The organism is uncultured Methanobrevibacter sp., from assembly GCF_900316895.1.
In the GTDB taxonomy this organism is placed as follows: domain Archaea; phylum Methanobacteriota; class Methanobacteria; order Methanobacteriales; family Methanobacteriaceae; genus Methanocatella.
The window spans coordinates 4116-28955 of the sequence record NZ_ONER01000039.1 but is presented as its reverse complement, the minus strand read 5'-3'; the positions used below and the strand labels follow the sequence as shown (position 1 = coordinate 28955).

Genomic DNA, 24840 nt, shown 5'->3' with positions numbered 1-24840 from the left:
ACATTTAGTAACTAAAAGTTAGTAATTGGAATTTCGATTACTTACCATTTTTCCGTGGACAACTTACAGGATAATATATTTTAATTATCTGTAATAAAGATTATTATATTTTCCATTTCCTAATCCTATTTTAATTTAATTTTATATTTTTATCAATTCTTTTTGCATCGTAAATTTTATATGTGATGTTTTTCTCACTACAATTTTACCAATTGGCTTCAACAAGCCTTAAATAATTTATAACACATATATGTTCTCTTGAAAGGCCTCAAACTATAACACATTTTTGAAAGGAGGTGAATAAACATGAGAATATTTATTATATTAACTGTTTATTTATTAATCAGAGTAGTTTCACCGTATGGCTATTCTGGTGTTCTTTTCATGCGTCTGAATGGAGGTGAAAAAAGTGGGGTTGATTATATTCCTCATTGGATCATATTGGCCGAATATTATGGCACTAATGATTCTGATAAAATATAGGAGATAACGACTCAAATTTTCACCTTCTAAATGGCAATTAAATATAAACAAGTCAATGAGGGGCTTTGAAAACTAATGTTTTCGTGAGGCCTTTTCCTTGAGATAGCCACTATTTAATTGTCTATTTTTTAAAATTAGTTAAGTTTATATATTTTATTTAATAATAGTATTATACAAGAGATTTACTTTTAAGTAAACCTCTATTAAGACGCAAAAAATGTATTATTAATGTCTAATACGGGATATTGTAGAGATTTTTCTCTACAATAGGACATTAATTTGAATTTTTTTTTAAGAACCCGAGTTTTTCAACTAAAAACATCACATACTAAGATAAACTAACTGCATCTGATTATATTGTAATTGTTAGTTAATTTGGTGGATAAAAATATGGACAAAAGTTTAAATGAAATTATGAAGACTAAATGGATGTATTTGAATGAGGATGAACTTAAATTTTATTCATTGGGCATTTTTATAGAATGCATCTGTTTGAGTGTAGTTATTTCAATAATATTAAATTTATTGTTCAAATCTGATTTTATGCTCTGCATGTCAGGGTTTACTATTGTTAGTATCATGTTTACTATTTTAATATATAAACGTGACTTTTTTGATGAAAAATTTGAATTATTTTCTCCTGATTTATTGCAAGGCACTAATCAAGGATTAATCCTATTTTTATTTGTATCATCATTTTTGGTATCTTGGGGCTTTTTTTGTGCGGCTTTAAAATATGGATTATATAATGCCATTGCATTTTCTTTAGCAGTATGTTTTCCGGGAATTTTCCTGCTTTTAAGAAGAAATGTATACTCTAATGAAAACAACAACTCATTTTATGATGGTAATGGGTATCATCCACTTTTTCATTGGGTTTTAGGTATTACTGTAGGTTCTGGGCCTTTGGGTGTCTCTTTAACTAATTTTTTAAAAGACATGTTTGTTAAAGGTTCATTTTTGAATATTGACTTAATTTCGGTTGTATTGGCATTAGTTTTAGAATGCTTTGTTCTTTCCCCAGATGTTGCAAATAAGATTTTACCATTTGAATTAAAAAGAATTGAAGGTATGAAAAAATTTATTTTAATTTCATTATGTTTAATGATGATATTACTACTTTTTAATATGATAATTTAACATTTATCTATGAATTATTCTTAACAAACTTAATTTTCATGGTTTAAGGATTTAAGAAATAGTATTCGTAATTTCAACAATAAATTATGGTAATTATTTAAAATAAAGTGTTAATATTGAAATTGATGATTGCAATAGTGCTAAAATAACTAACTTTATATACTATAAGAAATTAAAATAACATTTAGTAACAAAATGTAAGTTTAATAAAATCTTACTATTCATGATTTCGCTTGGCAAAAATATATGAATGGTAAGTATATGGAATTTAAACCTACACTAAAAGTAACTTTATTAAGGAGGTCATTTTTTTGGCATTTAGAGATTATTTCAAATTCAACAAAGACAAGACAACATTCATTTTCATAGGTGGAAAAGGGGGAGTCGGAAAGACTTCAGTATCCTCTGCCACTGCATTATGGCTGGCCGAACAGGGCAAAAAAACATTGATTGTATCAACTGACCCTGCACACTCATTATCTGATTCATTGGAAGTTCCTATCGGCAGTTACCCATGTGAAATCAAAACCAACTTATTCGCAGTTGAAATTGATCCTGATGTTGCAATGGAACAAAAGCAGGCACAACTGGAAGCCCAAAAGGCAGCAAATCCTGATGATGACGGAGGACTCTTTGGAATGGACTTTTTATCCGACCAGCTGGATTTGGCATCAGCTTCTCCGGGTGCCGATGAGGCAGCAGCATTTGAAATGTTCATGGGTGTAATGAATTCAGACGAGTTTGACGTTGTGGTATTCGATACTGCACCTACAGGACACACTTTAAGGCTATTGTCCTTCCCTGAAGTAATGGATTCCTGGGTGGGCAAGATGATGATGCTCAAGGCAAAACTGGGTTCAGCAACAAGTGCACTGAGAAAAATCATGCCTTTCATGGATGAAGTCGATGATCCTCAAACATCAGAGGACCTGAAAAGGACAAAAGAGCAAATCGACCAGGCAAAAGAGGTATTGTCCGATCCTGACAGGACAACATTCAAGATGGTCGTCATTCCTGAAGAGATGTCAATCTATGAATCCGAAAGGGCACTTGAAGCTTTAGGCAAATATGACATCACCGTCGACAGCGTCATTGTAAATCAGGTTATGCCTGACATCTGTGACTGTGAGTTCTGCCATGCAAGACACAAGCTTCAGCAAAAAAGATTGGCCTTAATCGACCAGAAATTCCCTGACCAGCATGTTGCTCAAGTTCCTTTGTTCAAGGATGAGGTCAAAGGTCAGGAAAAACTATTGAAATTGGCACACATCCTCTATGACGATGAGGACAACGACGAAGTCGTTCAGGAAGCTATTCAATTATAAAAAAAATTAAAAGTTAAAAATTTTAACTTTTAATCACTATTTTTTCTTAAAACCCAACTAATCAGCTCAACAATCACTATTAAGAATATAAATATTGGAGAATCAATAAATAATGGTTTATAGTAGAATGCCTCGTAAATAAAGGATACAACATAACAGATAATCAAAATTATTGATATGGTCCTGAATATCTTGCTGATTTTCTCATTTTCGTATTTTTGTTTGAATTTTAAAAGCACTGCAAGGATTAATATTATTGCCAATATCGCTCCGAACAATAAGTGGGCATATATTGAAATTTTTAAAGTTATTGAACATATTATATATGCCATTATTGCAATTGCAAAAAATATTATTTCATATTTTTCCATTTTATCACATCACAAATCATTTTTCTTTTAAACATTGAAACAGTATCGGATTTAATTTTTAATGTAAAATATTTTATACATTCCAATTAGTGTTTTTTATTGTCACAATTCAAAAAGATTTTCAACTTTCGCTCTTATCCGAATATATTTGGAGCAGGATACTTCTGGTATTTTCGCGGGATGCTGCATCCGGTCCATTTTTCCTCTGTAAAATAATTATAGGTTTCTGATTTGGATAATTTGGTGCATTTTCCCTTTGTAAAGTAGTATGCATCTTCCCTATTTAATGAGCCATCCTGTTTAATTCCCACTTCAATATAGTCGTTTGTCCCGTCATTTTTTGGAATGTTGAATATCTTTTTTCCCTGCAAAGGGCTGTCCCTGCTGAGGGGAACATAGTCATAGGCATAATACCAATCATTCTTATCCTCAAACAGTTTGTTTTTTGCATAATTTGCCATATCATGAATTCCAATCATTGGGGCTAGGATACCTGCAGTTACTGTTAGGGCATTTACGGTTATTCCTCCCGCCAGGCCGGATGTGATGATTAAAGTTTTATATGCCAAAAAGCTTAAAACATTTGCTTTGTTTTTAATGAAATCTGCAATGCCTTTTCCATTTGAGAAAAAGGTGTCAATTGTATGTTGGATTCCATCAATGATTTTTGTAGGCAATGAACAGATGCTGCAGCAGTCCTGTGCCGTTGCAACGGCAGAACCTTTGTATGCAAAGCCATTGTCCAATAACAGTACATTTGCAATGCCACTTGTTGAATTAATCATGATTGTTGAATTCCTGCCGTCTTCAGACAATACATAAAATATGTCCTCAATCTGAACAATGCTGAACTTTCTGTTTTCAAGGGATATTAAAAGTTCATCTAATGAATTTGTGCTGTTTCCTGAGAATTGTTTGGCAATCGGATCAATAACATATTCCTCGATGTTTGGAAGATAAATCGAATTCATGGTTCTGAATAAAGTGCTGTTCTCATCGCTTCCACTTGTCCTCATTCCCATGTCCGCATTTAGAATATGCAGATATGTATCCTCCAAATTGATTCCTCCCATTATTGTTGTTGTCCTTTCCCGGTTCCATTTTACATTAAATTCCTTTGAATACTGATCTGCCACTTCATCCGCAAGCCAGGCTGTTTCAAGGCCTGCCAGAAACATGCCGTATACGTTCATTATTCCGATTCTTGAAAGGTATCCGGAATTCACCTTTAACCATTTGTCCATGGTGGAATATGTCACCTTCTCATTGATTAGGGCATATGATTGAAGCACTTCAAAGCCTCTGATTACGTTATATAAATCGCTGCGGCCATAGCTTATGCTTTCACTTTTTTCAAGCTCTTCAATGCCATTGACAATCAATTTTGTTTTGATGTCCTCTCTTGATATGCTTGGTATAATCGAGTTTCTCGAATCGTCCAATATAACGCTTTCTCCTGTATTTGTAAATTTGATGCTTTTGGCATTGTTTCCGGTTAGCTGGTCGTAGTTGTTATAATTGATTTCATAGGTGTTCTTTTCATATAATTTTCCCAAATTGCTTCTGAGGCCTATCTCATCATAGCTGCCGGTGAAAAGCATTATCCTTGCCTTTATCAAGTCGTTCTGCAGGTATGTGATGATTTCGATGTCATCCCGATGCTTGTCCATGGTCAGCCCGAAGAGGTCCGCATCGCACTGTGTCGTACTTCTGAATTCAATTTGCGTATGGTCATTTGCCTTTGAAATCAGCACTCCGTCACCCTTTAAATTGGCCCTGTTGTAATCGCTTTTGAGACCGCTTCCGTCAAACGGCACAAGATATGTTTTATAGCCAATCACATTTGCATCAATCCCCGGCTGCGGAGCTGTGGAGAACAGGTAATGTTTGGTTTCACTTATGTGAATTGCAAAAACATCCTTTTTAGGCAGTTTTATTATTCCGTCATTTCCTGTTTTTATGGTATAGGCGGAATTATGGAAAGCATAGGGCACGGTTACATTGACATAATCCGGAATCATGGTAATGTGGCTGAAGGATGCGGTTTTCATTACTGCATTTACAGTTATATGATTGGTATGTACAAGCCCCTCATATTCGGTTGTAATGCTGTACTTTCCGGCCGGCAGATCTATTGTCTGTGCTGCAATACCTTTCGAATCGCTTTTTGGAGTGTATGTTTTGCCGTTCACTTTCAATGTCACTTTCTTATTGGGTGAAACCTTTCCGTTGCTGTTCAGCACTTTGACTGTGAATTTGCTTCCGTCCTTTTCGTCCATTGTCAGATCCGCTGTTTCAAGGATTGTCCTGATTGTTATCTTTTTTGTTATTGTTTCGGAGGTTTTTGAGTTGATTGATGAAATGCTGTATGTTCCCGGCTTCAAATCTATTGCCAGTTTTCCTTTGCCCTTCTTGCTGGTTTTAACGCTATGGCTTTTGCCGTTCACTTTGAATTTGACATTGGTGTTCTTAAGTAGCTTTCCTTTCTTGTCATAAAAGGTTGCACTATATGATGCCTTATTTTTATAGTATTTTGAAAAGTCACTCGCTTTTATTGTGCTTTTGATTGTCACTGTGCTTTTAACGCTTTTTTTGTGATAGTTTTTCGTTTCGTCAAAGGTGGTTGTTACAGTGTATTTTCCGCTCTTCAGGTTAAGGTTTATCGATGCCTTTCCTTTCGAATCTGTTGTTTTTGTATATGTCTTTCCGTCAATGGTGATTTTCACTTTGGATTTTTTCATTACCTTATTCAGTTCATTCTTAAGCGTAACGCTAAACTTGCTTCCGTCCTTATAGTGCATCTTCACGTCCGGAGCATTTATCTTCACTTTCATTTTGCTGTCGGTAATTATTGCTGAGTATGCCTTTTTGCTTGCCTCCAGCTTTTCCTTATTCACGCTAGCTTCAAGATTTTCAATATTTCTGGAGTTTGCCCTAAGTTCACCCTGATTGTCGGGAGCAATCCGGCAAAGCTCATCGTCAGGTTGTTCGATTGTTTGTTTTAATGTTTCATTATCCATTTCGGCTGCTGATGCAACCCCAACAAGTAAAAAAAGCAGGAAAATGAAACATATGGTGTTTATTTTAATGTTCATGATATCTACCTTTTGCCAATTTTTTTGTCTAATTGACGGTTAAAGTATGATATCTAGAACATATAAACTTTGATATTAAAATTAAATGGCAAATTGCTTTTATAATGAATTTTTAAGAGCAATCCTATGGATATATGACAATTATACACATGTAAGTAAATTCGCTGTCGGCGATTTCATCCAGGGTTGTGGTGACAATTCTCTCGTCCGGATAGCTTAGGCGTTCACAGACGGTCACTTTCCTGTCCGCTTCAACCCCGTTGTCAAGCAGGAACTGTGCCATGTCCCTTACTTTCCTTGAAGGCAGTGCAATGGTTGTCTTTCCGTTGTTTATGACGGGAAGGATGTCCTCTATGTTTTCACGACCGTGGAAGGTCATCACATTGGCATTGTCCCATTGAATGTGGCATTCTGCAGCCGCAAGCTGAAGGGAGCTGATTCCCGGAATGACTTCGATGTTTTCTTCGGGAAAATTGTTTTCATCCGAAAGCCGTAGGACAGTATTCAAAACGCCTGAAAAACCCGGATCTCCGGTTGACAATATTGACACGGTGTTTCCATCTGCTGCCAGTTTCACTCCTTCCTCCAACTTGTCCAGAAGGTCCTTCACGTTAAATGCAATTTTTCCTGGAGCGTCATCAAACAGGTCAATCGCACGGGTGCTTCCAACAGTATAATCGCTCATTTCAACTGTATCGATTGCTTTTTTTGTCAAGTATTCGCTGGAACCAGGTCCAATTCCAATGATATAAATTTTACCGGTCATTTTAATCATCAATTCCTAATCTTTCTTTGAAATCATTTTTCAGGGATTCTCGAGTTTCAAGAGAATAGCTGTTGTTGTTTTCATCATGCAGTGTAAACATGGCCAATTCATAGATTATCCTGTTCATGGATTTGCCATATTCAGTCAAATAGTACTCGGTAGTGACTGGAGTCGTGTTCAGAACCTTTTTTTCAATCAGACCGTTTTCCTCCAGTTCCTTAAGGCAATTGGATAATACCTTATTGGATAACTTGGGCTTGTCCTCTTTGAATTCTTTGAAATGCTTTTTGCCAAAAAACATGTCCCTTATAATCTGAACGCTCCATTTTTTGTTAATCAGATTTAAAGTCCTATCCACCGGGCAAACAACTTTGTCTGTGTTCATAATTAAAAGTTGATTTAATTTCTATTTAAAGTTACTTTTTTGTAACCCGGTTTCCTGGAGGTTACAAAAATCATTTAAATGCTGCTGATTATACTAATAATTAACAAAAATGAGGAGGGGTTAAAATTAATGCAACCGAACAACTGGATTTCCTATTGAACTATTTGATTGATGAAAGGGGAGAAGCTATTGACATTCCTAGTGATTTTCTGGACAAAAGAAATTTGCTCAGGGCATTGATGAATGTACGGATGCCTTTGGAAATTTCTGATGAGTTCTTAAGGGTTCAGGATGAATTCTTAACTGCAGAAACTTCAGGAAAGGTTTTGACTTCTCCGGAAGACATCGCTGAGGTTAAAGGCAGGATGATGCTGTGGCAGGGTGACATAACAACACTGAAGGTTGATGGTATCGTCAATGCAGCAAATTCGAAATTGCTTGGATGCTTTATTCCGCAGCATAACTGCATTGACAATGTGATTCACTCCTCTGCGGGTGTTCAGCTTAGAGAGGAATGCAACAACATCATGCAAATGCAGGGCCATGACGAGGCGGTTGGAAAAGCAAAAATCACAGGCGCCTACAACTTGCCTTCAAAGCATGTTATTCACATTGTCGGACCGCAGATTCCCTACGGGTCACTGCCGACAGACAGTGACTGCGAAGACCTGAAAAGCTGTTATCTGTCATGTCTGGAGATTGCAAGTGAAAATGAACTGGAATCACTTGCATTCTGCTGCATTTCAACAGGTGTGTTTAACTTTCCACAGGAACTGGCGGGTGAAATTGCAATAGGGACTGTTACAGAATATTTAGAATCAAATGAAACAACATTGAAACATGTAATTTTCAATGTATTCACTGATGAGGATTATTTAATATATAAGGAGTATTTCAATGGATAAATTTATATTAAGATTGGATAAGGCTAAAAAGGCTATTGATGAAGCGGATTACATAATCATTGGTGCCGGTGCGGGGCTCTCTACTGCCGCAGGAATAGATTATGGTGGTGAGAGGCATGAAAGGTATTTCGATGATTTCATTGAAAAATATGGCTTTACTGACATGTATACGTCATCATTCTACCGCTTTGAAACTCCCGAGGAGCAGTGGGCATATTGGGCAAGGCACATATTTGCAAACAGGTATGATGTCGGAAAAACCTCTGTCTATCAGAAATTGCTGAAACTGGTTGAGGATAAGGAATATTTTGTCCTGACAACCAATGTTGAACATCAGTTTTGGATAAACGGATTCGAGGATAAAAGGATATTTGCAACCCAGGGAGATTATGGGCTGCTTCAATGCAGCAGGGCATGTCATGACAGGCTATATCCGAATGAGAATTTGGTTCAGGAATGTCTAGAGAACACACATGACTGCAGGATTCCATCTGATTTGGTTCCATATTGTCCTGTTTGCGGAGAGGAGATGGATGTTAACCTGAGAAAGGACAATTATTTTGTTGAAGACGATGCCTGGAGGGAGATGAATAGGAGATATTATGATTTCTTGGATGGCATTGATGGAAAATTCGTATTTTTGGAAATTGGTGTAGGGTTCAATACTCCGGGAATCATCCGCTATCCCTTTGAGCAGATGACATACAGCAATTCAGATGCAACACTGATAAGATTGAATCTTGATTATCCGCAGGCAATCCCTGAAAACAAGGATAAAACAATAAGTTTTGATGAAAACGTTGAGGAAATATTGGATTACTGGCTTTCAAGAATTTAAATTCCTTATTTCTTCTTTTAGGAAATGATAAATTGACTCTGAGCCAACAAGCTCGCCAGGATCTCCCCATTCGGACGGGTATAAAATGAACGGCTTTGTCTGATTTCCTCCCAATCCTCCGTGGGATCCTATCAGCTCTTCAAATGCACATACTTCGTCGCTTTCGCTGTCATAGAAGCTGTTTACCAAAACATCAGGCATGTTGTTGAATGAATTTTGCCTTTTCAGATGCATTGCGGCATTTTTTCCGAAGCCTTCAAGAGGATTTTCGCCGACGATTTCGTCATTTTCCAGATAGTAGATTCCGTTTTCTCCAATTATCATTCCTCCATTGGCTATTGAATTGACCAGGAGGAATCCGATTCCCGGATGCTTTACAAGACCTGGAATCAAATCGGGAAATAGCATCACGATTTCCTCATAGCTTAGGCGCTGTTTCCATTGGGTTAGGTAAATCAGTCCCAGGTTGCCTGAACCTAACACGATCAGTTCGGAATCCTTTTCCTTTTTTGTGCTTTGTTGTGAGGTTTCATGACCTTTGATATATTCCAAACTGTTAGTATATTTGTTTCTTAGGTTTTGATATTGTTCATTTTCAAATATGATGGCAGGTTTTCTCTTTTCAATTCCTTCCCTGATGTTTTGCAGGGATTCAAAATCTCCGAATAGGTCGCCTCTAATGTCTCCCATCCTTTCCTTAAAGTTTCTAATCTGTTTGTTTTCTGGAATGATTGCATCTCTGAAGTGGTCTATGTTATATTCCATTTTAAACATTTTCAAATCATCCGGAAGGAGTCTGCGCACGTAATTTCCCAAAGTCATTCCATATCTTTGCTTGAATGTGGCTCCCTTGGACTGGCCATGGTCGGAAAGGACAACGAACTTATATTCTCTGTCGCTCATCTCGATAGCGGATGTGAGCTTTGCAAATTGCTGGTCTATTTTTTTTAGAGCGCTCCACACATCTCTGTCCTCCGCTCCTGAGTGATGGGCTATTTCATCATATCCCATGAATGTTGCATAAGCGCTGTCTATGTTTCCAGTCAATATTTCGCTTGTCAAAACATCTGTTGTGACCTCCCTTAACACCACGTTAGCTCCTGCCCGTACGGCGGCATAGACAATTGTTCTTCTGAGGCGTGGCTTTATGTTTTTCACCTTATGAACAAATTGGGAGGAAAACTCAAGGATAATATCCCATAAAAATAAAATAAATAGCCTTTGGAAATTATAGGCATCCAGAAACACGGCATTCAATGTCTTGCTGTAGATGTTGGCCAAACCGTTCAGCTTTGAGGATGTCAATGTTTGGATTTCACTGTCTCCCGAAAACATGTTGGCGATGCTTATCCCATTTACTAAAAGGCCTTCGCCATTGCTGATTTTCTTTTCAATTTGTGGGGCATCACTCAATTTTCCTGAAACGATGATTTTGTTGTCATTTTCCTTTTCAACCCATCTGTAAGCTACAATGTCCGTATTGTTTCCATGGAGTATTCCTGCCTGGCTTGCTCCGGTTTGTGAAGACAGGTCGGTTTCCCATCCCTTCAGAGTGTGGGTATTTTCCCCGATCCATCTTTCAATGTTGGGCATCACTCCCTTTCCGATGGCTTTTTTCAGTGTGTTTATGGACAGGCCATCTATTTCAACCATAATCAGTCCGGGATATATTTTCTTGTATGAGGTTTTCTGTTTGGAGGCATACCTGAAAATGTTTTTGATGTATCTTTCATAATAGTTGGTGTTTGTTATGTTTGTAACGAAGGTTGTAAAGATTGCCATTACAATAGGAACCTGCAGGACTCCATAGATTCCCGCCGAAACTCCTGGAATGAAAAGGGAGGCGATATAAAAGATTATCGAGTTAATGAAAAGTGACCCTATTCCAAAGGTAAAGATGATTATTTTCATCATGAAGCGCCTGAATATCGGCCATAAAAGAGAGTTTGCAATCGCAACGATTATGACGATAAGGACTGCATTGTACCATGGGCCGATTGTAAAGTCTGCACTGATGTAGTCTACAGCATATACTGCAGCAATGTTTGCAATAACATATAGCAAGGTTGTTATTATGGTTCTAAGAGATGAAATTAATCTGTTTTTTATCATTCTATCGGAATTATTCGCTTATTATTATTTTTAAGCGTAATTATTGTGATTTCAGGTTTGCAATTAATTCTTATTCTAAATGAGTTTGTACCAAGGCCTTTGCTTGTATACTGAACCATATCCCCGACCTTATAAAGTCCAACAGGGTATTTTGTGGAGTTTGGTCCTCTAAATGGTGTTGTTTCAAATTTTGGAATGATGAACTGGCCTCCATGGGAGTGGCCTGAAATCTGTAAATCGATTTTGCCGGTCTGTGAGGACTCTCGTGCGAAATCAGGTTCATGGGCAAGAAGAATTGTCGGACAATTGTCTTCCAGTTTGGCCAATACCTTATCCAAGTCGTCGGCACAAACGGTACATGAGTCAACGCCGGCCAAATTAACCTTATCCTCACCTTTCTTTAATACTACATTGTCATTGCTCAAATCATAAATGTCTGATGCCTCAAATATCTTTCTGACTTTGTCTGCATCCATCCAATGGTCATGATTTCCCAGTATTCCGAATTTGCCGTCGGGGGATTTCAGCTTTTTAAGGGATTTTTCCAATGCCTTATCGTAGTTTTCTATATTGTATGAAAAGTAATCCCCTGTCAGGACTATCAAATCATAATTCAAGGTATTCACATAATCGACCAGGTCGTCGAGATACTCCGGATTAATCCATTGGCCCAGATGAATGTCGGATATGTTTAAAATCATGTAGTTATGAAAATTCCAACCTAAATTATCCAACTCAATCTCAACTTCAACCAAATCGATGTTTTTGGGATTAAACTCCTTATCCGGCAATGTCTGGTTCATCGCATCCTGAATGCCCTGTCTTATTTTCATGGCCTGTGGCTTTTCAATGTCATCATCTTTCATTAATTAATAATTAATTCTGAAACTATTTATAATTTTAAAAACATAGATAATTAAGTGATTATTATGCTTCAAATTGCAGTTTGTGGAAAACCAAATGTAGGAAAATCATCCTTTTTCAATTCAGCAACAGCATCCGGGGTGGAAATGGCAAACTATCCATTCACAACAATTGATGCAAACAAGGCTGTTGCTCATGTAATTAAGGATTGCCCATGTAAGGAATTGGGCGTTACATGCAATCCTCACAATTCAATATGTATAGATGGAAAAAGATTGCTTCCGATTGAAATGATAGATGTTGCAGGACTTGTTCCTGGAGCTCATGAAGGAAAAGGATTAGGTAACAAGTTTTTAGATGAATTGATGCAGGCCAAGGTATTTATCAATGTAATTGACGCTTCAGGCTCAACCGACCTTGAAGGAAATCCTGTTGATGCAGGAAGCCATGACCCGTTGGACGATTTGGAATTTCTGGAAAATGAGATTGTCATGTGGATGTATGGAATACTGTCCAAGAATTGGGTAAGGCTTATAAGAAAAGTGGGTGCGGAGCATCTCGACATCTCAAAGGTTCTCTATGATCAGTTGTCTGGTACAGGAATAGCCATCGAGGACATCATTGAAGCCAAAAGGACAATTGAACCTGATTACAACAAATGGGAAGAGGAAGATTTAATCGAGCTTACACGCAATATCCTGCATATTGCAAAGCCTATGATGATTATTGCAAACAAGGCCGATTTGCCTACATCTGCTGAAAACATCAAAAGAATCAAGGAAAAGTATCCGAATGTGATTCCAACTTCAGCAGGTTCTGAATTGGCATTGGTTAAAGCTGCAGAAAGTGGACTGATCAGTTATATGTCTGGTGAAGATCACTTTGAAATCCTGAAGCCGGAAGAGTTGTCAGAAGCCCAACGCAAAGGATTGGAGTATATTCAAACCAACATACTGGATGTCTATGGAAGCACAGGAGTTCAGGATGCGCTGAATTATGCAGTATTTGAACTGCTTGACAGGATTGTCGTATATCCGGTTCAGGATGAAAACAAATACACTGACCAGAAGGGAAATGTATTGCCTGACGGATTTTTGGTTCCTAAAGGCTCAACACCTAAGCAGCTGGCCTACATTGTCCACACAGATATCGGGGACAAGTTCATGCATGCGGTTGATGCGAAATCCAAAATGCGCGTGGCCAGTGATTATGAGCTGAAAGACGGCGATATTATAAGTATAGTGACAAGAGGATAATATTCCTCTTCTTTTTTCTCTATGTGTAAATTAAAAGCTATAAAACACATATTAAAAGCTAATTTTCATTTGAATTGTCAGTTCATCGAATTAGAAAAATTTTTGGATAATCCAAACTGGGCTTTCAATCTACTCATAGATTGCTAATGCATTAGCAAGTTAATGCCTAGCAATAGATAATAGCTTGCCATTGCAAAATATGTGACGGCAAGCAATATTTCTTCGATTGCCAAGGGCAATTCCTCCAATTTTAATAGGAGTCTTAAACAATATTCATTTTTCAATACCATTAAAACACCATCAGATACTTGTTATTATTATTAGTGTTTTAGAATTCATTATTTCACTGTAATTCTATTTAAAATTAATTATTTTTTTTAATCAATATTGATTTATTCGTATAAAATTATTTTAGTTATGTAGAGTATTGTTTTCATTAAAATAAGAAAATTATATATATTAAAAAGTTCATATTGTTATTTAACATCATTTGATGTTAGGTTGCCAAAGGGCAAACCATCAGATACTTGTTGAATGGGGATGTGTCAAAATTTGTTAATCAAATTTATCCTTATTCACTTTAATGCTATTTTTATTTTAATATAGATTAAACTGATTCATATGGTGAAATTAACGAATAATTTAACTTCAGATGAATTTAAACAATATTATTTTTTAAAGGAGGAACTGAAGGACTTCTGCAGATCTGAAGGGTTGAAGGTAAGCGGATCCAAACAGGAATTGGAAAACAGGATAATCCATTATTTATCAACCGGTGAGGAGTTAAACGAACCCGTTGAGAGGCAAAAGTCTAACACTTCATCATCTGAAATCACTCTTGATTCAAGACTGGGTGAAAATTTCAAATGCAGCGAGGATAAAAGAGCATTTTTTGAAAATGAAATAGGCAAGGGTTTCAAATTCAAGGTCAGGTTCCAAAAATGGCTTAAGGCGAATCCCGACAAGACCTACAGGGATGCAGTTGATGCATACCATGAGATTCAAGGCTCTAACCAAAAAACAGAGATCGGCAAGCAATTCCAATACAATCAGTATATCAGGGATTTCTTTGAGGATAATGAAGGCAAATCTTTAGATGATGCAATCAGATGCTGGAAGCATAAGAAGTCTCTTAAAGGCCATAATAGGGTCATGAGAAAGGTCAGGCACGACGATTTGATTGAGAAATATGAAAATCCGCTGGAACATGAATGCGATGTGGATGAAGGTCAGGTATTCATTGCAAACGGATGGGTTAAGCCCGATAATTTCTGTGACAGTGCATGGGAAAGCCTTTCACCATTTGTAATGGCATTGGCAAATGGAGCCAGCGATTTCTATGATGGTTGGATGAAAAACAAAAAGTCTGCAATGATATCATGCAATGATGGATTTCGGCCTGTAAGCTTTCTTCTGGAAACTATGGAAGAGGATGCAGACTAGCCTCACTGGGATATAATGAACGAATTTTCATCTAAATTTTATGATTTTTTTAAAAAAGAGATAATATTCTTCACATCTTTAATTTTAGCTATAATCTCTTGCTTTTTTGTCAGACCTAGTCTTGATTATTTGAATTATATTAATTGGGATACGATCGTATTGCTGTTTGTTATAATGCTGATTGTTGAGATTTTAAAGAATCTGTCAATTTTTGAGATTCTCGTTAGAAAATTATTGGTTAAGGTAAAAAACACAAGAGGACTTGTATTATTTTTGGTTTTCACATGCTTTTTCAGTTCCATATTCATAACCAATGATGTTTCTTTGATAATATTTGTGCCATTTGCCATATTGGCCTTAAAGAAACTCGACAGATTTGATTTAATTGTTTTTACAGTTTCCATGCAGACCATTGCGGCCAATGTAGGCTGTATGGTGCTTCCTATCGGGGCGCCCCACAATATCGTGATGTATACGGTATCCAAAATTCCATTTGAATCGTTTTTCCTCCTGCTCCTACCTTATGTTATTGTATCAGTAGTATTTTTATTGGTATTGGCGTTATTTGTCCCAAATGATAAAATCATATTGCCAAAATTGAGTGAAGTCGAAGTTAATCGGGAAAATTTCTTCAAACGAGTTTTTAAAGGCATCGACTATTACCTGCTTTTGACATTCATTGCATTATTTGTCTTGATTGGCAATCTCGAAAACATTCCATTTTTCAATGCGCTTTTCACCAGATGGATTGTAGGCAATGAGGTTTTAATAGGTATTGTTTCATCACAGGTGATTTCCAATGTTCCGGCAGCAATGCTGTTGAGTGGTTTCAGTAGCAATTACGAAGCTATCATCATTGGAATCAATATCGGAGGATTTGGAACCTTGATTGCATCTATGGCGAATCTCATTTCATATAAGATTCTTGTTCGTGAGCATGGAGAATTCAAAATCAGATATTTGGCCATTTTCACAGTACTGAACGTCATCCTGGTGGTAATCCTTTTGGGCGTTTACATTTTCATGTGATTATTCCAGGGTAATGTCAATCTTGTTTTTACTTTGATAATTGTACCAGGTGCTGTTTTCAATTAGGAACTCATGTGCCAAGGAAATGATTAATTCGTCACTTTCGCCGTGTTCCATGATTTCCCTTTCGGCATTTTCATATAACATGACCATTCTTCTGTGGGATTCGATTTCATTTGAAAGGGACATTTTCCCATAGTAACTGTTGATGAATAATGTTCCTGCAGACATGCTTCCAATCACAATCTTTAAAATTGCACGAATCATATCAACTTGCTCATACCCGACCATTATTCCCCAATCCTGGAATGTTTTTAAAATCAATCCGAGGATATCTATATTTATTTCTCCTGAAGCGCTTGTAATCATGTAAAATTCAAATATTGCTGCGATTGCGTAGGTAATCAGAGTTATCCATAAAGCTATGCGGCCGACTTTATCATTTTTTTCCTTATTGTTGGTTGATCTAATCCATGCGGCCTGATGGTATTCCTTTTGATTGATAATCCAACAATTCAGAATGGATTTCTTTTCACCAATATTCGTGTCCAATGACAATAGGATTTCGTTAATCCATGGAGAACCTTTCTTGATGAACCATGGCAGAATGATGCTTGTGTATTTTTCGATGCCTGCGATTGAAAGGAAGTAATGGACTCTCAGGGTTTCTGCAAGCACACGGTACTCAACATATTTTTTGTGGTATTTGTTGTCTTCAGCCACCTTTTTCGCATATGCCAAAATAAAAATGAGTGCTATGCATATGTAAATTAGCAAATGTAGCTCAGCTTCATCGTATAAGAGGAAGAAAAAGGCAATCAATGTTCCAACTAATGCGAGTAACTTGAGATAATGCTGATAATTCTTCGCATTTTCAATGCTCATCACATCTGCGGCGCCATACATTTCATCAATCTCTTTCAGTTTAGGATTGGTGATATTGCCTTCGATGTGAGTGAATGGAGTTTTGCAGTTTTCCTTGTCTTTTAAAAAAATCTCTTTTTGAAGCATGGTAACTCACAAAATTTCTAATGGATATTTAATGTTTTATTATTCTTAATATATATTTTTGCCAAAAAAAGCTAATTGTTGTAGCAAAATATTGGAAATTTGGCTTAAGAAACTAAAAGAGGATAAATTTAAATTTTTAATCAATTTTCAGGGTTAAAGACTGATTTTTTTGTGAAATCATTCCACAGCAAAATCAGGGGTGTTTTTCTTTTGATGTGAATACCAGCTTGCATTTTCAATCAGGCACTGTTCCGCAAGATAGATTATCTCCTCTTCATTTTCCTCTTTTGTCTGTTTGATCTTATGCTCCACCTTTTGATACAGCCAGTACATTCTCAGATGCTCTTCAACTTTGCTTGATAGGGACATCTTTCCATAGTAGTTTGAAAGGAATATGGTGATTGCAGTTGCGGTTCCAACTCCAATCTTTAGGCCTGCACGAACCCAATGTGCAGTTTCTACATCAAAAGGGGCGTAAAGTATCATTGAAATTTCAAAAATCAATGCTATTACATAGAATAAGATGGTTGCAATCAGTGAAATTCTTTCGTAAAGCTCATTTTTTTCAAGCTGTTCCAATGCTCTTTTATGGGCATTGTCGTGATATTTCATTTGGTCTCTAATCCAGCAGTCTAAAATAGGTTCCTTTTGGTCTGTTTCTATTGTAGGCAGTTCTGAAAGAACATTTTTAACTAAAGGAATTCGTATTTCAGTAAACCATGGCAGAATATCAATAACTTTCTTTTTGATCCCTGCTTTTGAAATAAAGTATTGGATACGAAGCGCTTCGGCAAGGACTCTGTATTCTAAGTATTTTTCATGTGCATCCTCTTTGTCGGGTTGTCTATAAACGAGGTATAGCAGTATGATTAATGCTGTAACCACAAAGATGAGCCAGTGTTGTGCGGCAGCTTCATAAAGAAGAAAGAAGAATACAATTAGAGGAGCAATAATTGATATGTTTCGAATCTTTTTATGATGTTTATCGGCATATTTGATGCTTAAGGCATCTGCCGCTCCATATAATTCGTCAATCTCAATAAGTGTCGAATTAGTGATGCCCTCTTCAATGTGGGTCAGTTCCTCGTATTCATTTCTTTCCTTGTCGAATTCCTTTTTGAAAACCATGTGTCTCTTTTCTTATTTGTCATCAACTAAATCGGCAACTTTGTTGGCAATGAAAACGCAGCAATCAACGCAGGGGGACTTGTCCTCACCGTTATTTGTTATTTTGCCACACATTACAGTGCCGTATTCCTCTTTGAATGTGTTGAATATTTCCTTGGCGTTGTCTTTGATTGTTGGTATGTCGTCATTGAGAAGGCCATTTGCCATCAGTGCACCGGTTACCGCACCGCAGGTTCCTTCATCGAATGTTCCTCCCATTCCTCCTGCAAAACCGCAAGCCAGTTTGCGCATGTCATCCTGTGAAATCGGATATTCTGCGGTTTCACAAAGTCCCATCATGGTTGATTCTGAACAGCTTAAAAATGTTCTGTATTCTCTGATTTTTTCTTCCAGTATTTCCTTGTCAAGTTTCATAATGCAATCTCCGTGAATTTGTTAATTAATTATATTAATTAAGAATTTTATATAATTATTTGTTAAAAAATTTGTGAGTTGATAAAAATTATACATCCAAGACCAAGTCCGATTGCAGCAACTCTTTATACATTGAGAGATATGAACGTTGATGTTATTGTCATGCATGGGCCTACCGGCTGTTGCTTTAGAACAGCAAGGCTTTTAGAAGGTGATGGTGTACGTGTCGTAACCACCGGAATGTCTGAAAATGATTTCATATTAGGCGCCGGTGAAAAATTGGTTGATACGCTGACTGAAGCCTATGATGAATTCAAGCCAAAACTTATGGGCATTGCCGGAACCTGCGCAAGCATGATTATTGGTGAGGATTTAAAGGAAGCCATTGCAACTGCAGATTTGCCGTGCACAGTCATTCCTGTTGAATCCCATGGTGGATCCGGTGAAGGTGACAATACCGTTGGGGCAATCATGGCATTGGATGCCGCCGTTGAAGCGGGTGTGATTCCACGTGAAGAGTCAGACAGGCAAATTGAAATGCTTGAGATGGCAACTGAAGTTGAAAAGACTAGAGGAATGGCGCAGGGAAAATATATTAAACCTAACTTTGGAGATTCAAAGGAATCTGTTGCAAAGAATGTAGTCAAAGCCCTGAAGGATGGAAAAAAGGTTGCCTTTGTTTTAAATGTCAAGAAGGAAACATCCTATCTTTTCGCAGACATTGTCAATTTTGACTATGAAAAGATCAATCCGGAAAACAGGCCTATCTTTGTAGCAAATCTCGATGAGAACATCGGCCTTCCAAGAATCAGGCAGCATGCGGTAAACATCAAAAATCAGCTGGACATTGAGCCTGACTTCATAACAGGAGGTCTTGATGAGTATCCAATCACTGCAGACAAGGCTGCGGAATTCCTGAAGGAGAAGGATTTGGATTTGATAGTCGTATTCGGTGTTCCTCATGCATTTCCGATTGAGAACTTTGACATTGAGTCCGTTGCAGTGACTGATGGGCCACGTTTGGTTGAGCCTTTAAGGAATTTAGGATATACTCATGTTGTTGCAGAGCTTGATGCACACTCAAAAACTTTAGGAACTGATGAGATAGTATTTTCAGACTTTGGCGGAATGATTAGGTCAGCTATTGGGTGGTTGGACGAATGATAACAATTATTGATTATAAAAGCGGAAACCTGAAAAGCATTTCCAACGGATTTAAGAAAATAGGTGCCGAATATCAAATCACTGACGATAAGGAAATTATTGCTGACAGTGACTATCTGGTATTGCCGGGCGTTGGAGCATTTGGAAGTGCAATGGAGAATTTAGAACCATTTAAGGATGTTATTTATGAGCATGTTAATGCTGACAAGCCATTTTTAGGAATATGTCTTGGTCAGCAGGTATTGATGGGCTCAAGTGAAGAGTCTCCGGGCGTTGAAGGTTTGAATTTGTTTAAAGGACATGTTGAAAAATTGCCTGAAGGCGTTAAAATACCTCACATGGGCTGGAATAAGTTAAAGGTCACAAACAACTCACCGATACTTGAAGGAATTGACGGAGAGTATTTCTATTTTGTTCATTCTTATCATGTAATTCCCGATGATAATGAAATCATTGCGGGAACTTGTGATTATGGAAACAGTGTTGTAGCAAGCTTAAGCGATAACAATCTGTTCTCAACACAGTTCCATCCGGAAAAAAGCAGTAAAGCGGGATTGAAAATCTTAAAAAATTTCACTAACTTGGAGATATAAAATATGGATATTGAAGGATTTGTAAGAGCTAGAATTGATGATTACTCATATGATGAATTGGCGGATATTTTAGCGGTACGCATAAGAGAATATAAAAACATTTCACAGGACAATTCAGTTGAAATGGCAAAAGCGGTGATTGATGAGGTTTCAACCACCTTAAAATTAAATGAAAGTGATGATGAATTTTTAAAGGAAATCGTTGACATCAATGCATCAGACGTGCTGATGGGCGAGATGGGAGTAGGTTCCCGTGGAGCAGGAGACTTTTTTGTCCACAGAAAAATCGCAGAAATCGTAGCATCCACAAACACAGCTTCACTTGTAAATCCATCAGAACAGGACGATGGGGGAGTAGTGAAAGCACCGGTTGCAAACGATGAAGTGTATATTACAACAGCAGTCGACGGAATCCACTCAAGATTAAGTGAATATCCATTCTTAGGCGGTTTTCATGTTACAAGAGCTACCTTAAGAGATGTTTGTGTAATGGGAGCAGATCCTGTAGCTATCCTAAGCGATGTCCACCTTGCGGATGATGGGGATGTTTCAAAGATTTTTGACTTTACTGCAGGTGTTGCAGCTGTTTCAGAACTGGTTGACGTTCCGATTGTTGCAGGTTCAACCCTGCGTGTCGGCGGAGACATGGTTTTAGGTGACAGGTTCGTTTCAGCAGTTGGAAGCGTCGGCGTTTCACCATACCCTCCAACAGCAAGAAAGGGCGCAACCGAAGGCGATGTAATCCTTTTGACTGAAGGTTCAGGAGGAGGAACAATAACAACAACTGCGCTGTACAACGGCTTTTTCGATGTCGTATGGGATACAATGAACGTGAACTTCGTCCAGGCTTCACATGCGCTTTTCGAATCAGACCTCGTTAAGGATGTCCATGCAATGACCGATGTGACAAACGGTGGCCTTAGGGGAGATGCCCATGAAATATCAAACACTACCGGCGTAGGTCTGGAGTTTTATGAAAAGGAAATCAGGGACATGGTTGCTCCTAATGTTTTAAACATGCTTGAAACATTAAACATCGATCCGTTAGGCGTTTCAACAGATTCACTGATGCTCATTGTGCCTCCGGAAATTGTCGGTGATATCAAAAAGGCAGTAGGCAAATATGATGTTGCAATATCCGAAATAGGTGAGGTCAACAATTCCGGCGAACCGATTCTAATCAAGGAAGACGGTTCAAATGAGAAACTGGTCCCATTGTTCAGGGAAGCGGCTTATACCAAAATCAAAAAACTGGTTGGAGATACAACCCCTGAAGACTTTGAAGAGATGAAGGAAAAGGTTCAAAAGGCTTCAGATGCCGCAATAGCTAAAAAGGATAAAGTAATTGAATATGTAAGGGGAAACTAATCTCCTTTTTTCTATTTTTTTTCAATGATGTGATTTTTCACAAAAGCACACTTTCACACTTCAAAATTTTTTATAAATTTCAACATCCAATTATAGGGTATGTTGGATAACAAGGGATCTTTTTATATAATCGATGCAATTCTTGCAATATTTTTGCTTATAATGGTATTTTTGGTTGTTAATGCAGCAATATCCATGCCTGCATCCGATTATTCATACCAAAGCAAGGATATTCGAACTGCACAGGACGTAATGGAACTGTTGAGCGGCAAAATAGATTTTCATGACCAAAGTTTTCTGGGAAAAATTTCGAATATTCTGGAAGAAGATGAAAATTCAAAGGAATCCATAAGGGAGGTTTCAAAGATTTCCAAAAGCAAGCTGAATTCGTATAACATTAAAAATTATCAGTTTAGAGAGAACAATGTTTTGAAAGGTAAAGTTTTAGCATCTAATGGAGACTATAGCAAAGCAGACAATGTTAATGTGGCGGCACGGACATATGGCGAGTATTCATATACATTGTCAGTATGGTAATTATTGAACCTCTCCGGCTTGTAGAAGCAGGAGAATTCTTGCACAATAAAGTTAAATAGTATAAAAATTATATAATTAATTGTTATCTTATTTTGTCCAGCCCTGGTGGTGTAGTTTGGATAACACATGGGACTGCGGATCCCATTCCCCGGGTTCAAATCCCGGCCAGGGCACTTATAATTTCCGTGATTATTATGTTAAATGCTAATATTTATGTTACTTCCCAAAAAGGAATTGGGGGAACAATTAGAAACCGATATGAAGATTTTTATGTTGAAGAAATTCCAGAAGTCATCCCAACCGGTGAAGGTCCGAATATCTACATTTGGATTGAAAAGCTGGGAAGAACCACTTTGGACGTTGTTTTGGATATTTCAAGGGATTTGCACATCTCAAGAAAAAGAATGGGATTTGCTGGAATGAAAGACAAGAAGGCCTTGACCCGTCAGTGGATCTGCATTGCCAATATGGATTCTGAAGAGCAGATGCAACAGGTAAAGGACTTGGACATTTACAAGACTGATTTTTTAAAGGTTGTAAGGGGCCGCAAAAAGCTTAGAATGGGTCAGCTTAAAGGCAACAAGTTTAAAATATTGATTAAGGATTTGGATGATTTCCAGGAATCCGCTGACATTGCAAATGAGGTCCTAAAAGAGCTTGAAGCCAAAGGGGTTCCTAATTACTTCGGATGGCAGAGATTCGGAAAGCCTAGAACAAACACCCATTTGGTTGGAGAGGCACTGATTGAAAATGACCTCAAAAAGGCTGTCGACAGGTATATAGGCGGCCCGTCCGAAGAGGAGCATGAGGAAAACCAGATGGCAAGACAGGCTTATGATGACGGCAATCTTGAGGAATCTTTGGAACTTATGGGCAAGGGAATGAGATATGAAAAGATGATGATTCGTGAGTTGATTAAGGATTCCAAAAAAGGAGAATTGACCGACAAATCATATAAGAATGCCCTATACGCACTTCCAAAGCCACTTCAGAGAATGTTTGTTCATGCTTATCAATCATACTTATTTAATGAAGCCGTAAGCAACCGTGTAGCTATGGGAATTGACAAATACATGGAAGGAGACATTATCATTGACACAGAAGAGCATATTGTCTATGACAAGACTCCCGAAGAGTACCAGGAATTGATGGACAACTTTGAGGTAAATCCCACCTGTCCGTTATACGGTACAAAGGTTCCATATGCTGGTGGTGCTGTTGGAGAGATGGAAGAGAATGTTTTAAAAGGATATGGCCTTACTAAAGAGGATTTTGAAGTTCCAAAAATGCCACGTTTAGGCAGTCATGGTTTAAGGCGTTCCATGAGATTCCAGGTTTGGGATGCATCCGCCAAAGCCACCGACGATGGGGTATTGTGCGAATTCTCAATAAATAAGGGCTCATATGCTACTGCTGTTTTAAGAGAAATCATGAAAGTGGATGTGATATAAGATGGTAATTTGTCCAGATTGTGGAAAGGATGTCCCCGAATCAAAATTCTGTAAGAATTGTGGGGCATATATTAAAGATGTTAAGTCACCTGCAGAGCCAAGTGATAAATTTGGTTTCTGTTCTAATTGTGGCCATGAACTTGATGGTGAGTACAGCTTCTGTCCTGAATGCGGGGCAGACATCTCAAGTAAAGATGAAGTTAATGCCACTGATGTGACTGAAACTGAAGAGTCTCCAATTGAGGAAGAGGTTGATGAAAAAGAGGAGGAAGTTGAAGAGTCTCCAATTGAGGATGTAGTTTCTTCTGAATCAGGTGATGTGGAAGATGTTGATTCTGTTGAAGAGATTGAAGATGAAGTTTCTTCTGAATCAGTTGAACAAGAGGAAACCGAATCACTTCCGGCAACTGTCCAATCATCCGATAATGTTAGCTTCTGTTTTAATTGCGGCTACAAGCTTGTAGGCGATTACAAATTCTGTCCTGATTGTGGACAGGATTTAAGCGGAAAAGCGATGGGGTCCAATACACAGACAGCCAATTCTCATTCAACTGAAAAGAGCACTCTTTTAGCTGTTATTTTAAGCTTATTCCTGCCGGGTCTTGGTCAGATCTATTTGGGCCTTGACCATAAGGGAGCCATATTCTTAATTGCTTATGTCATATCAGCAATTTTAATTCTGATTCTTATCGGATTTTTATTATGTCTCGTAATATGGATTTGGGCATTAGTCGATACAATCATATCAGCAAATGCGATAAATCGTGGTGAGGAAGTCCAAGATAAATTATTATAGTGATTTTATGATTAAATGTAGAAATATTGCAAAAGGAAAAGGTAAAGGGGAATTGATTGTCTCATCAGAACCTATCAGTTTTTTAGGCGGGGTAAATCCTGAAAATGGTGAAATAATCGACCCGAATCATGAATTAAAAGGAGAAATCATTAAAGATAAGGTTCTGTTCATTCCTGGTGGAAAAGGTTCCACTGTCGGATCATATGTTATTTTTCAGATGATGAAAAACAACACTGCTCCAAAGGCAATCATCTGCTTGAATGCAGAGCCTATTATAGCTACCGGCGCCATCATGTCCGATATTCCAATGGTTGACTCACCTGAAGAGGTCAAGGATTTGACTAATGGAACATTGGTTGAGGTTGA

The 24840-nt window shown here is 37.6% G+C and carries 25 protein-coding genes and 1 tRNA gene; 16 read left to right on the top strand and 10 right to left on the bottom strand.

Features of this window, described 5'->3' with window-relative positions:
• Positions 1-306: 306 nt before the first annotated feature.
• The 3 genes from QZN27_RS05680 (at position 307) to QZN27_RS05670 (ending at position 2948) form a co-directional block, all read left to right on the top strand.
• On the top strand, positions 307-483 hold the full coding sequence (locus tag QZN27_RS05680) for a hypothetical protein (protein ID WP_296784813.1): 177 nt from the start codon (positions 307-309) through the stop codon (positions 481-483).
• A gap of 390 nt (positions 484-873) precedes the next feature.
• Positions 874-1623, top strand: a complete 750-nt coding sequence (locus QZN27_RS05675) for a hypothetical protein (protein WP_296784810.1) — start codon at positions 874-876, stop codon at positions 1621-1623.
• Between the two features lie 311 nt (positions 1624-1934).
• Positions 1935-2948, top strand: coding sequence for an ArsA family ATPase (locus QZN27_RS05670; protein WP_296784807.1), 1014 nt, complete (start codon positions 1935-1937; stop codon positions 2946-2948).
• Positions 2949-2977: 29 nt separating this feature from the next.
• On the opposite strand, the gene QZN27_RS05665 is transcribed toward QZN27_RS05670, so the two are convergent.
• The 4 genes from QZN27_RS05665 to QZN27_RS05650 all read right to left on the bottom strand — a co-directional run bounded on the left by QZN27_RS05665 (position 2978) and on the right by QZN27_RS05650 (position 7565).
• Entirely contained in the window at positions 2978-3319 is a 342-nt protein-coding gene (locus QZN27_RS05665; RefSeq protein WP_296784804.1) for a hypothetical protein, read from the bottom strand.
• A 134-nt stretch (positions 3320-3453) separates the two neighbouring features.
• On the bottom strand, positions 3454-6414 hold the full coding sequence (locus QZN27_RS05660; protein WP_296784801.1) for a hypothetical protein: 2961 nt from the start codon (positions 6412-6414) through the stop codon (positions 3454-3456).
• Between the two features lie 124 nt (positions 6415-6538).
• On the bottom strand, positions 6539-7180 hold the full coding sequence (locus QZN27_RS05655) for a cobalt-precorrin-7 (C(5))-methyltransferase (RefSeq protein ID WP_296784797.1): 642 nt from the start codon (positions 7178-7180) through the stop codon (positions 6539-6541).
• 1 nt (position 7181) lies between these two features.
• Positions 7182-7565 carry a helix-turn-helix domain-containing protein gene (locus QZN27_RS05650; protein ID WP_296784793.1) on the bottom strand — a complete coding sequence of 128 codons (384 nt, stop codon included), beginning with the start codon at positions 7563-7565 and terminating at the stop codon, positions 7182-7184.
• Between the two features lie 155 nt (positions 7566-7720).
• Between QZN27_RS05650 and QZN27_RS05645 the strand changes: the two genes are divergently transcribed.
• Positions 7721-8470: a protein-ADP-ribose hydrolase gene (locus QZN27_RS05645; protein ID WP_296784789.1), complete on the top strand. Its 750-nt coding sequence runs from the start codon at positions 7721-7723 to the stop codon at positions 8468-8470.
• On the top strand, positions 8463-9308 hold the full coding sequence (locus QZN27_RS05640; RefSeq protein WP_296784786.1) for a hypothetical protein: 846 nt from the start codon (positions 8463-8465) through the stop codon (positions 9306-9308). Before QZN27_RS05645 ends, QZN27_RS05640 begins: the two co-directional genes overlap by 8 nt.
• On the opposite strand, the gene QZN27_RS05635 is transcribed toward QZN27_RS05640, so the two are convergent.
• Positions 9297-11420 (bottom strand): phage holin family protein, encoded by a 2124-nt coding sequence (locus QZN27_RS05635; protein ID WP_296784783.1) that lies wholly within the window; start codon positions 11418-11420, stop codon positions 9297-9299. The genes QZN27_RS05640 and QZN27_RS05635 overlap by 12 nt on opposite strands.
• Positions 11417-12286 (bottom strand): metallophosphoesterase, encoded by an 870-nt coding sequence (locus tag QZN27_RS05630; RefSeq protein WP_296784780.1) that lies wholly within the window; start codon positions 12284-12286, stop codon positions 11417-11419. The genes QZN27_RS05635 and QZN27_RS05630 overlap by 4 nt, the downstream gene beginning before the upstream one ends.
• A 63-nt stretch (positions 12287-12349) precedes the next feature.
• Between QZN27_RS05630 and QZN27_RS05625 the strand changes: the two genes are divergently transcribed.
• Positions 12350-13540, top strand: a complete 1191-nt coding sequence (locus tag QZN27_RS05625) for a redox-regulated ATPase YchF (RefSeq protein WP_296784778.1) — start codon at positions 12350-12352, stop codon at positions 13538-13540.
• A gap of 143 nt (positions 13541-13683) precedes the next feature.
• On the opposite strand, the gene QZN27_RS05620 is transcribed toward QZN27_RS05625, so the two are convergent.
• Positions 13684-13830 carry a hypothetical protein gene (locus tag QZN27_RS05620; RefSeq protein WP_296784775.1) on the bottom strand — a complete coding sequence of 49 codons (147 nt, stop codon included), beginning with the start codon at positions 13828-13830 and terminating at the stop codon, positions 13684-13686.
• Between the two features lie 331 nt (positions 13831-14161).
• Between QZN27_RS05620 and QZN27_RS05615 the strand changes: the two genes are divergently transcribed.
• Positions 14162-14983, top strand: a complete 822-nt coding sequence (locus QZN27_RS05615) for a TIGR04076 family protein (RefSeq protein WP_296784772.1) — start codon at positions 14162-14164, stop codon at positions 14981-14983.
• A 15-nt stretch (positions 14984-14998) separates the two neighbouring features.
• Positions 14999-16012: an SLC13 family permease gene (locus QZN27_RS05610; RefSeq protein WP_296784769.1), complete on the top strand. Its 1014-nt coding sequence runs from the start codon at positions 14999-15001 to the stop codon at positions 16010-16012.
• Here QZN27_RS05610 and QZN27_RS05605 read toward each other — a convergent pair whose 3' ends face one another.
• From QZN27_RS05605 to QZN27_RS05595, 3 genes are all read right to left on the bottom strand, one after another.
• Entirely contained in the window at positions 16013-17023 is a 1011-nt protein-coding gene (locus tag QZN27_RS05605; RefSeq protein WP_296784766.1) for a hypothetical protein, read from the bottom strand.
• A 177-nt stretch (positions 17024-17200) separates the two neighbouring features.
• Positions 17201-18151, bottom strand: a complete 951-nt coding sequence (locus tag QZN27_RS05600; protein WP_296784763.1) for a hypothetical protein — start codon at positions 18149-18151, stop codon at positions 17201-17203.
• 12 nt (positions 18152-18163) lie between these two features.
• A complete protein-coding gene (locus QZN27_RS05595) occupies positions 18164-18565 on the bottom strand; it encodes a C-GCAxxG-C-C family protein (protein WP_296784759.1) in 402 nt (133 codons plus the stop codon).
• Between the two features lie 90 nt (positions 18566-18655).
• Between QZN27_RS05595 and cfbD the strand changes: the two genes are divergently transcribed.
• The 8 genes from cfbD to QZN27_RS05555 form a co-directional block, all read left to right on the top strand.
• Positions 18656-19729, top strand: a complete 1074-nt coding sequence (gene cfbD / locus QZN27_RS05590; protein WP_296784815.1) for a Ni-sirohydrochlorin a,c-diamide reductive cyclase catalytic subunit — start codon at positions 18656-18658, stop codon at positions 19727-19729.
• A complete protein-coding gene (hisH, locus tag QZN27_RS05585; protein WP_296784756.1) occupies positions 19726-20322 on the top strand; it encodes an imidazole glycerol phosphate synthase subunit HisH in 597 nt (198 codons plus the stop codon). The genes cfbD and hisH overlap by 4 nt, the downstream gene beginning before the upstream one ends.
• A 3-nt stretch (positions 20323-20325) precedes the next feature.
• Positions 20326-21690, top strand: a complete 1365-nt coding sequence (locus QZN27_RS05580; protein ID WP_296784752.1) for an AIR synthase-related protein — start codon at positions 20326-20328, stop codon at positions 21688-21690.
• Between the two features lie 99 nt (positions 21691-21789).
• Entirely contained in the window at positions 21790-22227 is a 438-nt protein-coding gene (locus QZN27_RS05575; RefSeq protein ID WP_296784749.1) for a hypothetical protein, read from the top strand.
• A 99-nt stretch (positions 22228-22326) separates the two neighbouring features.
• Positions 22327-22400 (top strand) — tRNA-Arg (locus QZN27_RS05570).
• Between the two features lie 21 nt (positions 22401-22421).
• Positions 22422-23678: a tRNA pseudouridine(13) synthase TruD gene (gene truD, locus QZN27_RS05565; RefSeq protein ID WP_296784746.1), complete on the top strand. Its 1257-nt coding sequence runs from the start codon at positions 22422-22424 to the stop codon at positions 23676-23678.
• 1 nt (position 23679) lies between these two features.
• Positions 23680-24474 carry a TM2 domain-containing protein gene (locus tag QZN27_RS05560; protein WP_296784743.1) on the top strand — a complete coding sequence of 265 codons (795 nt, stop codon included), beginning with the start codon at positions 23680-23682 and terminating at the stop codon, positions 24472-24474.
• Positions 24475-24481: 7 nt separating this feature from the next.
• On the top strand, positions 24482-24840 hold a 359-nt coding region (locus tag QZN27_RS05555; protein WP_296784740.1), incomplete at its 3' end, for a DUF126 domain-containing protein.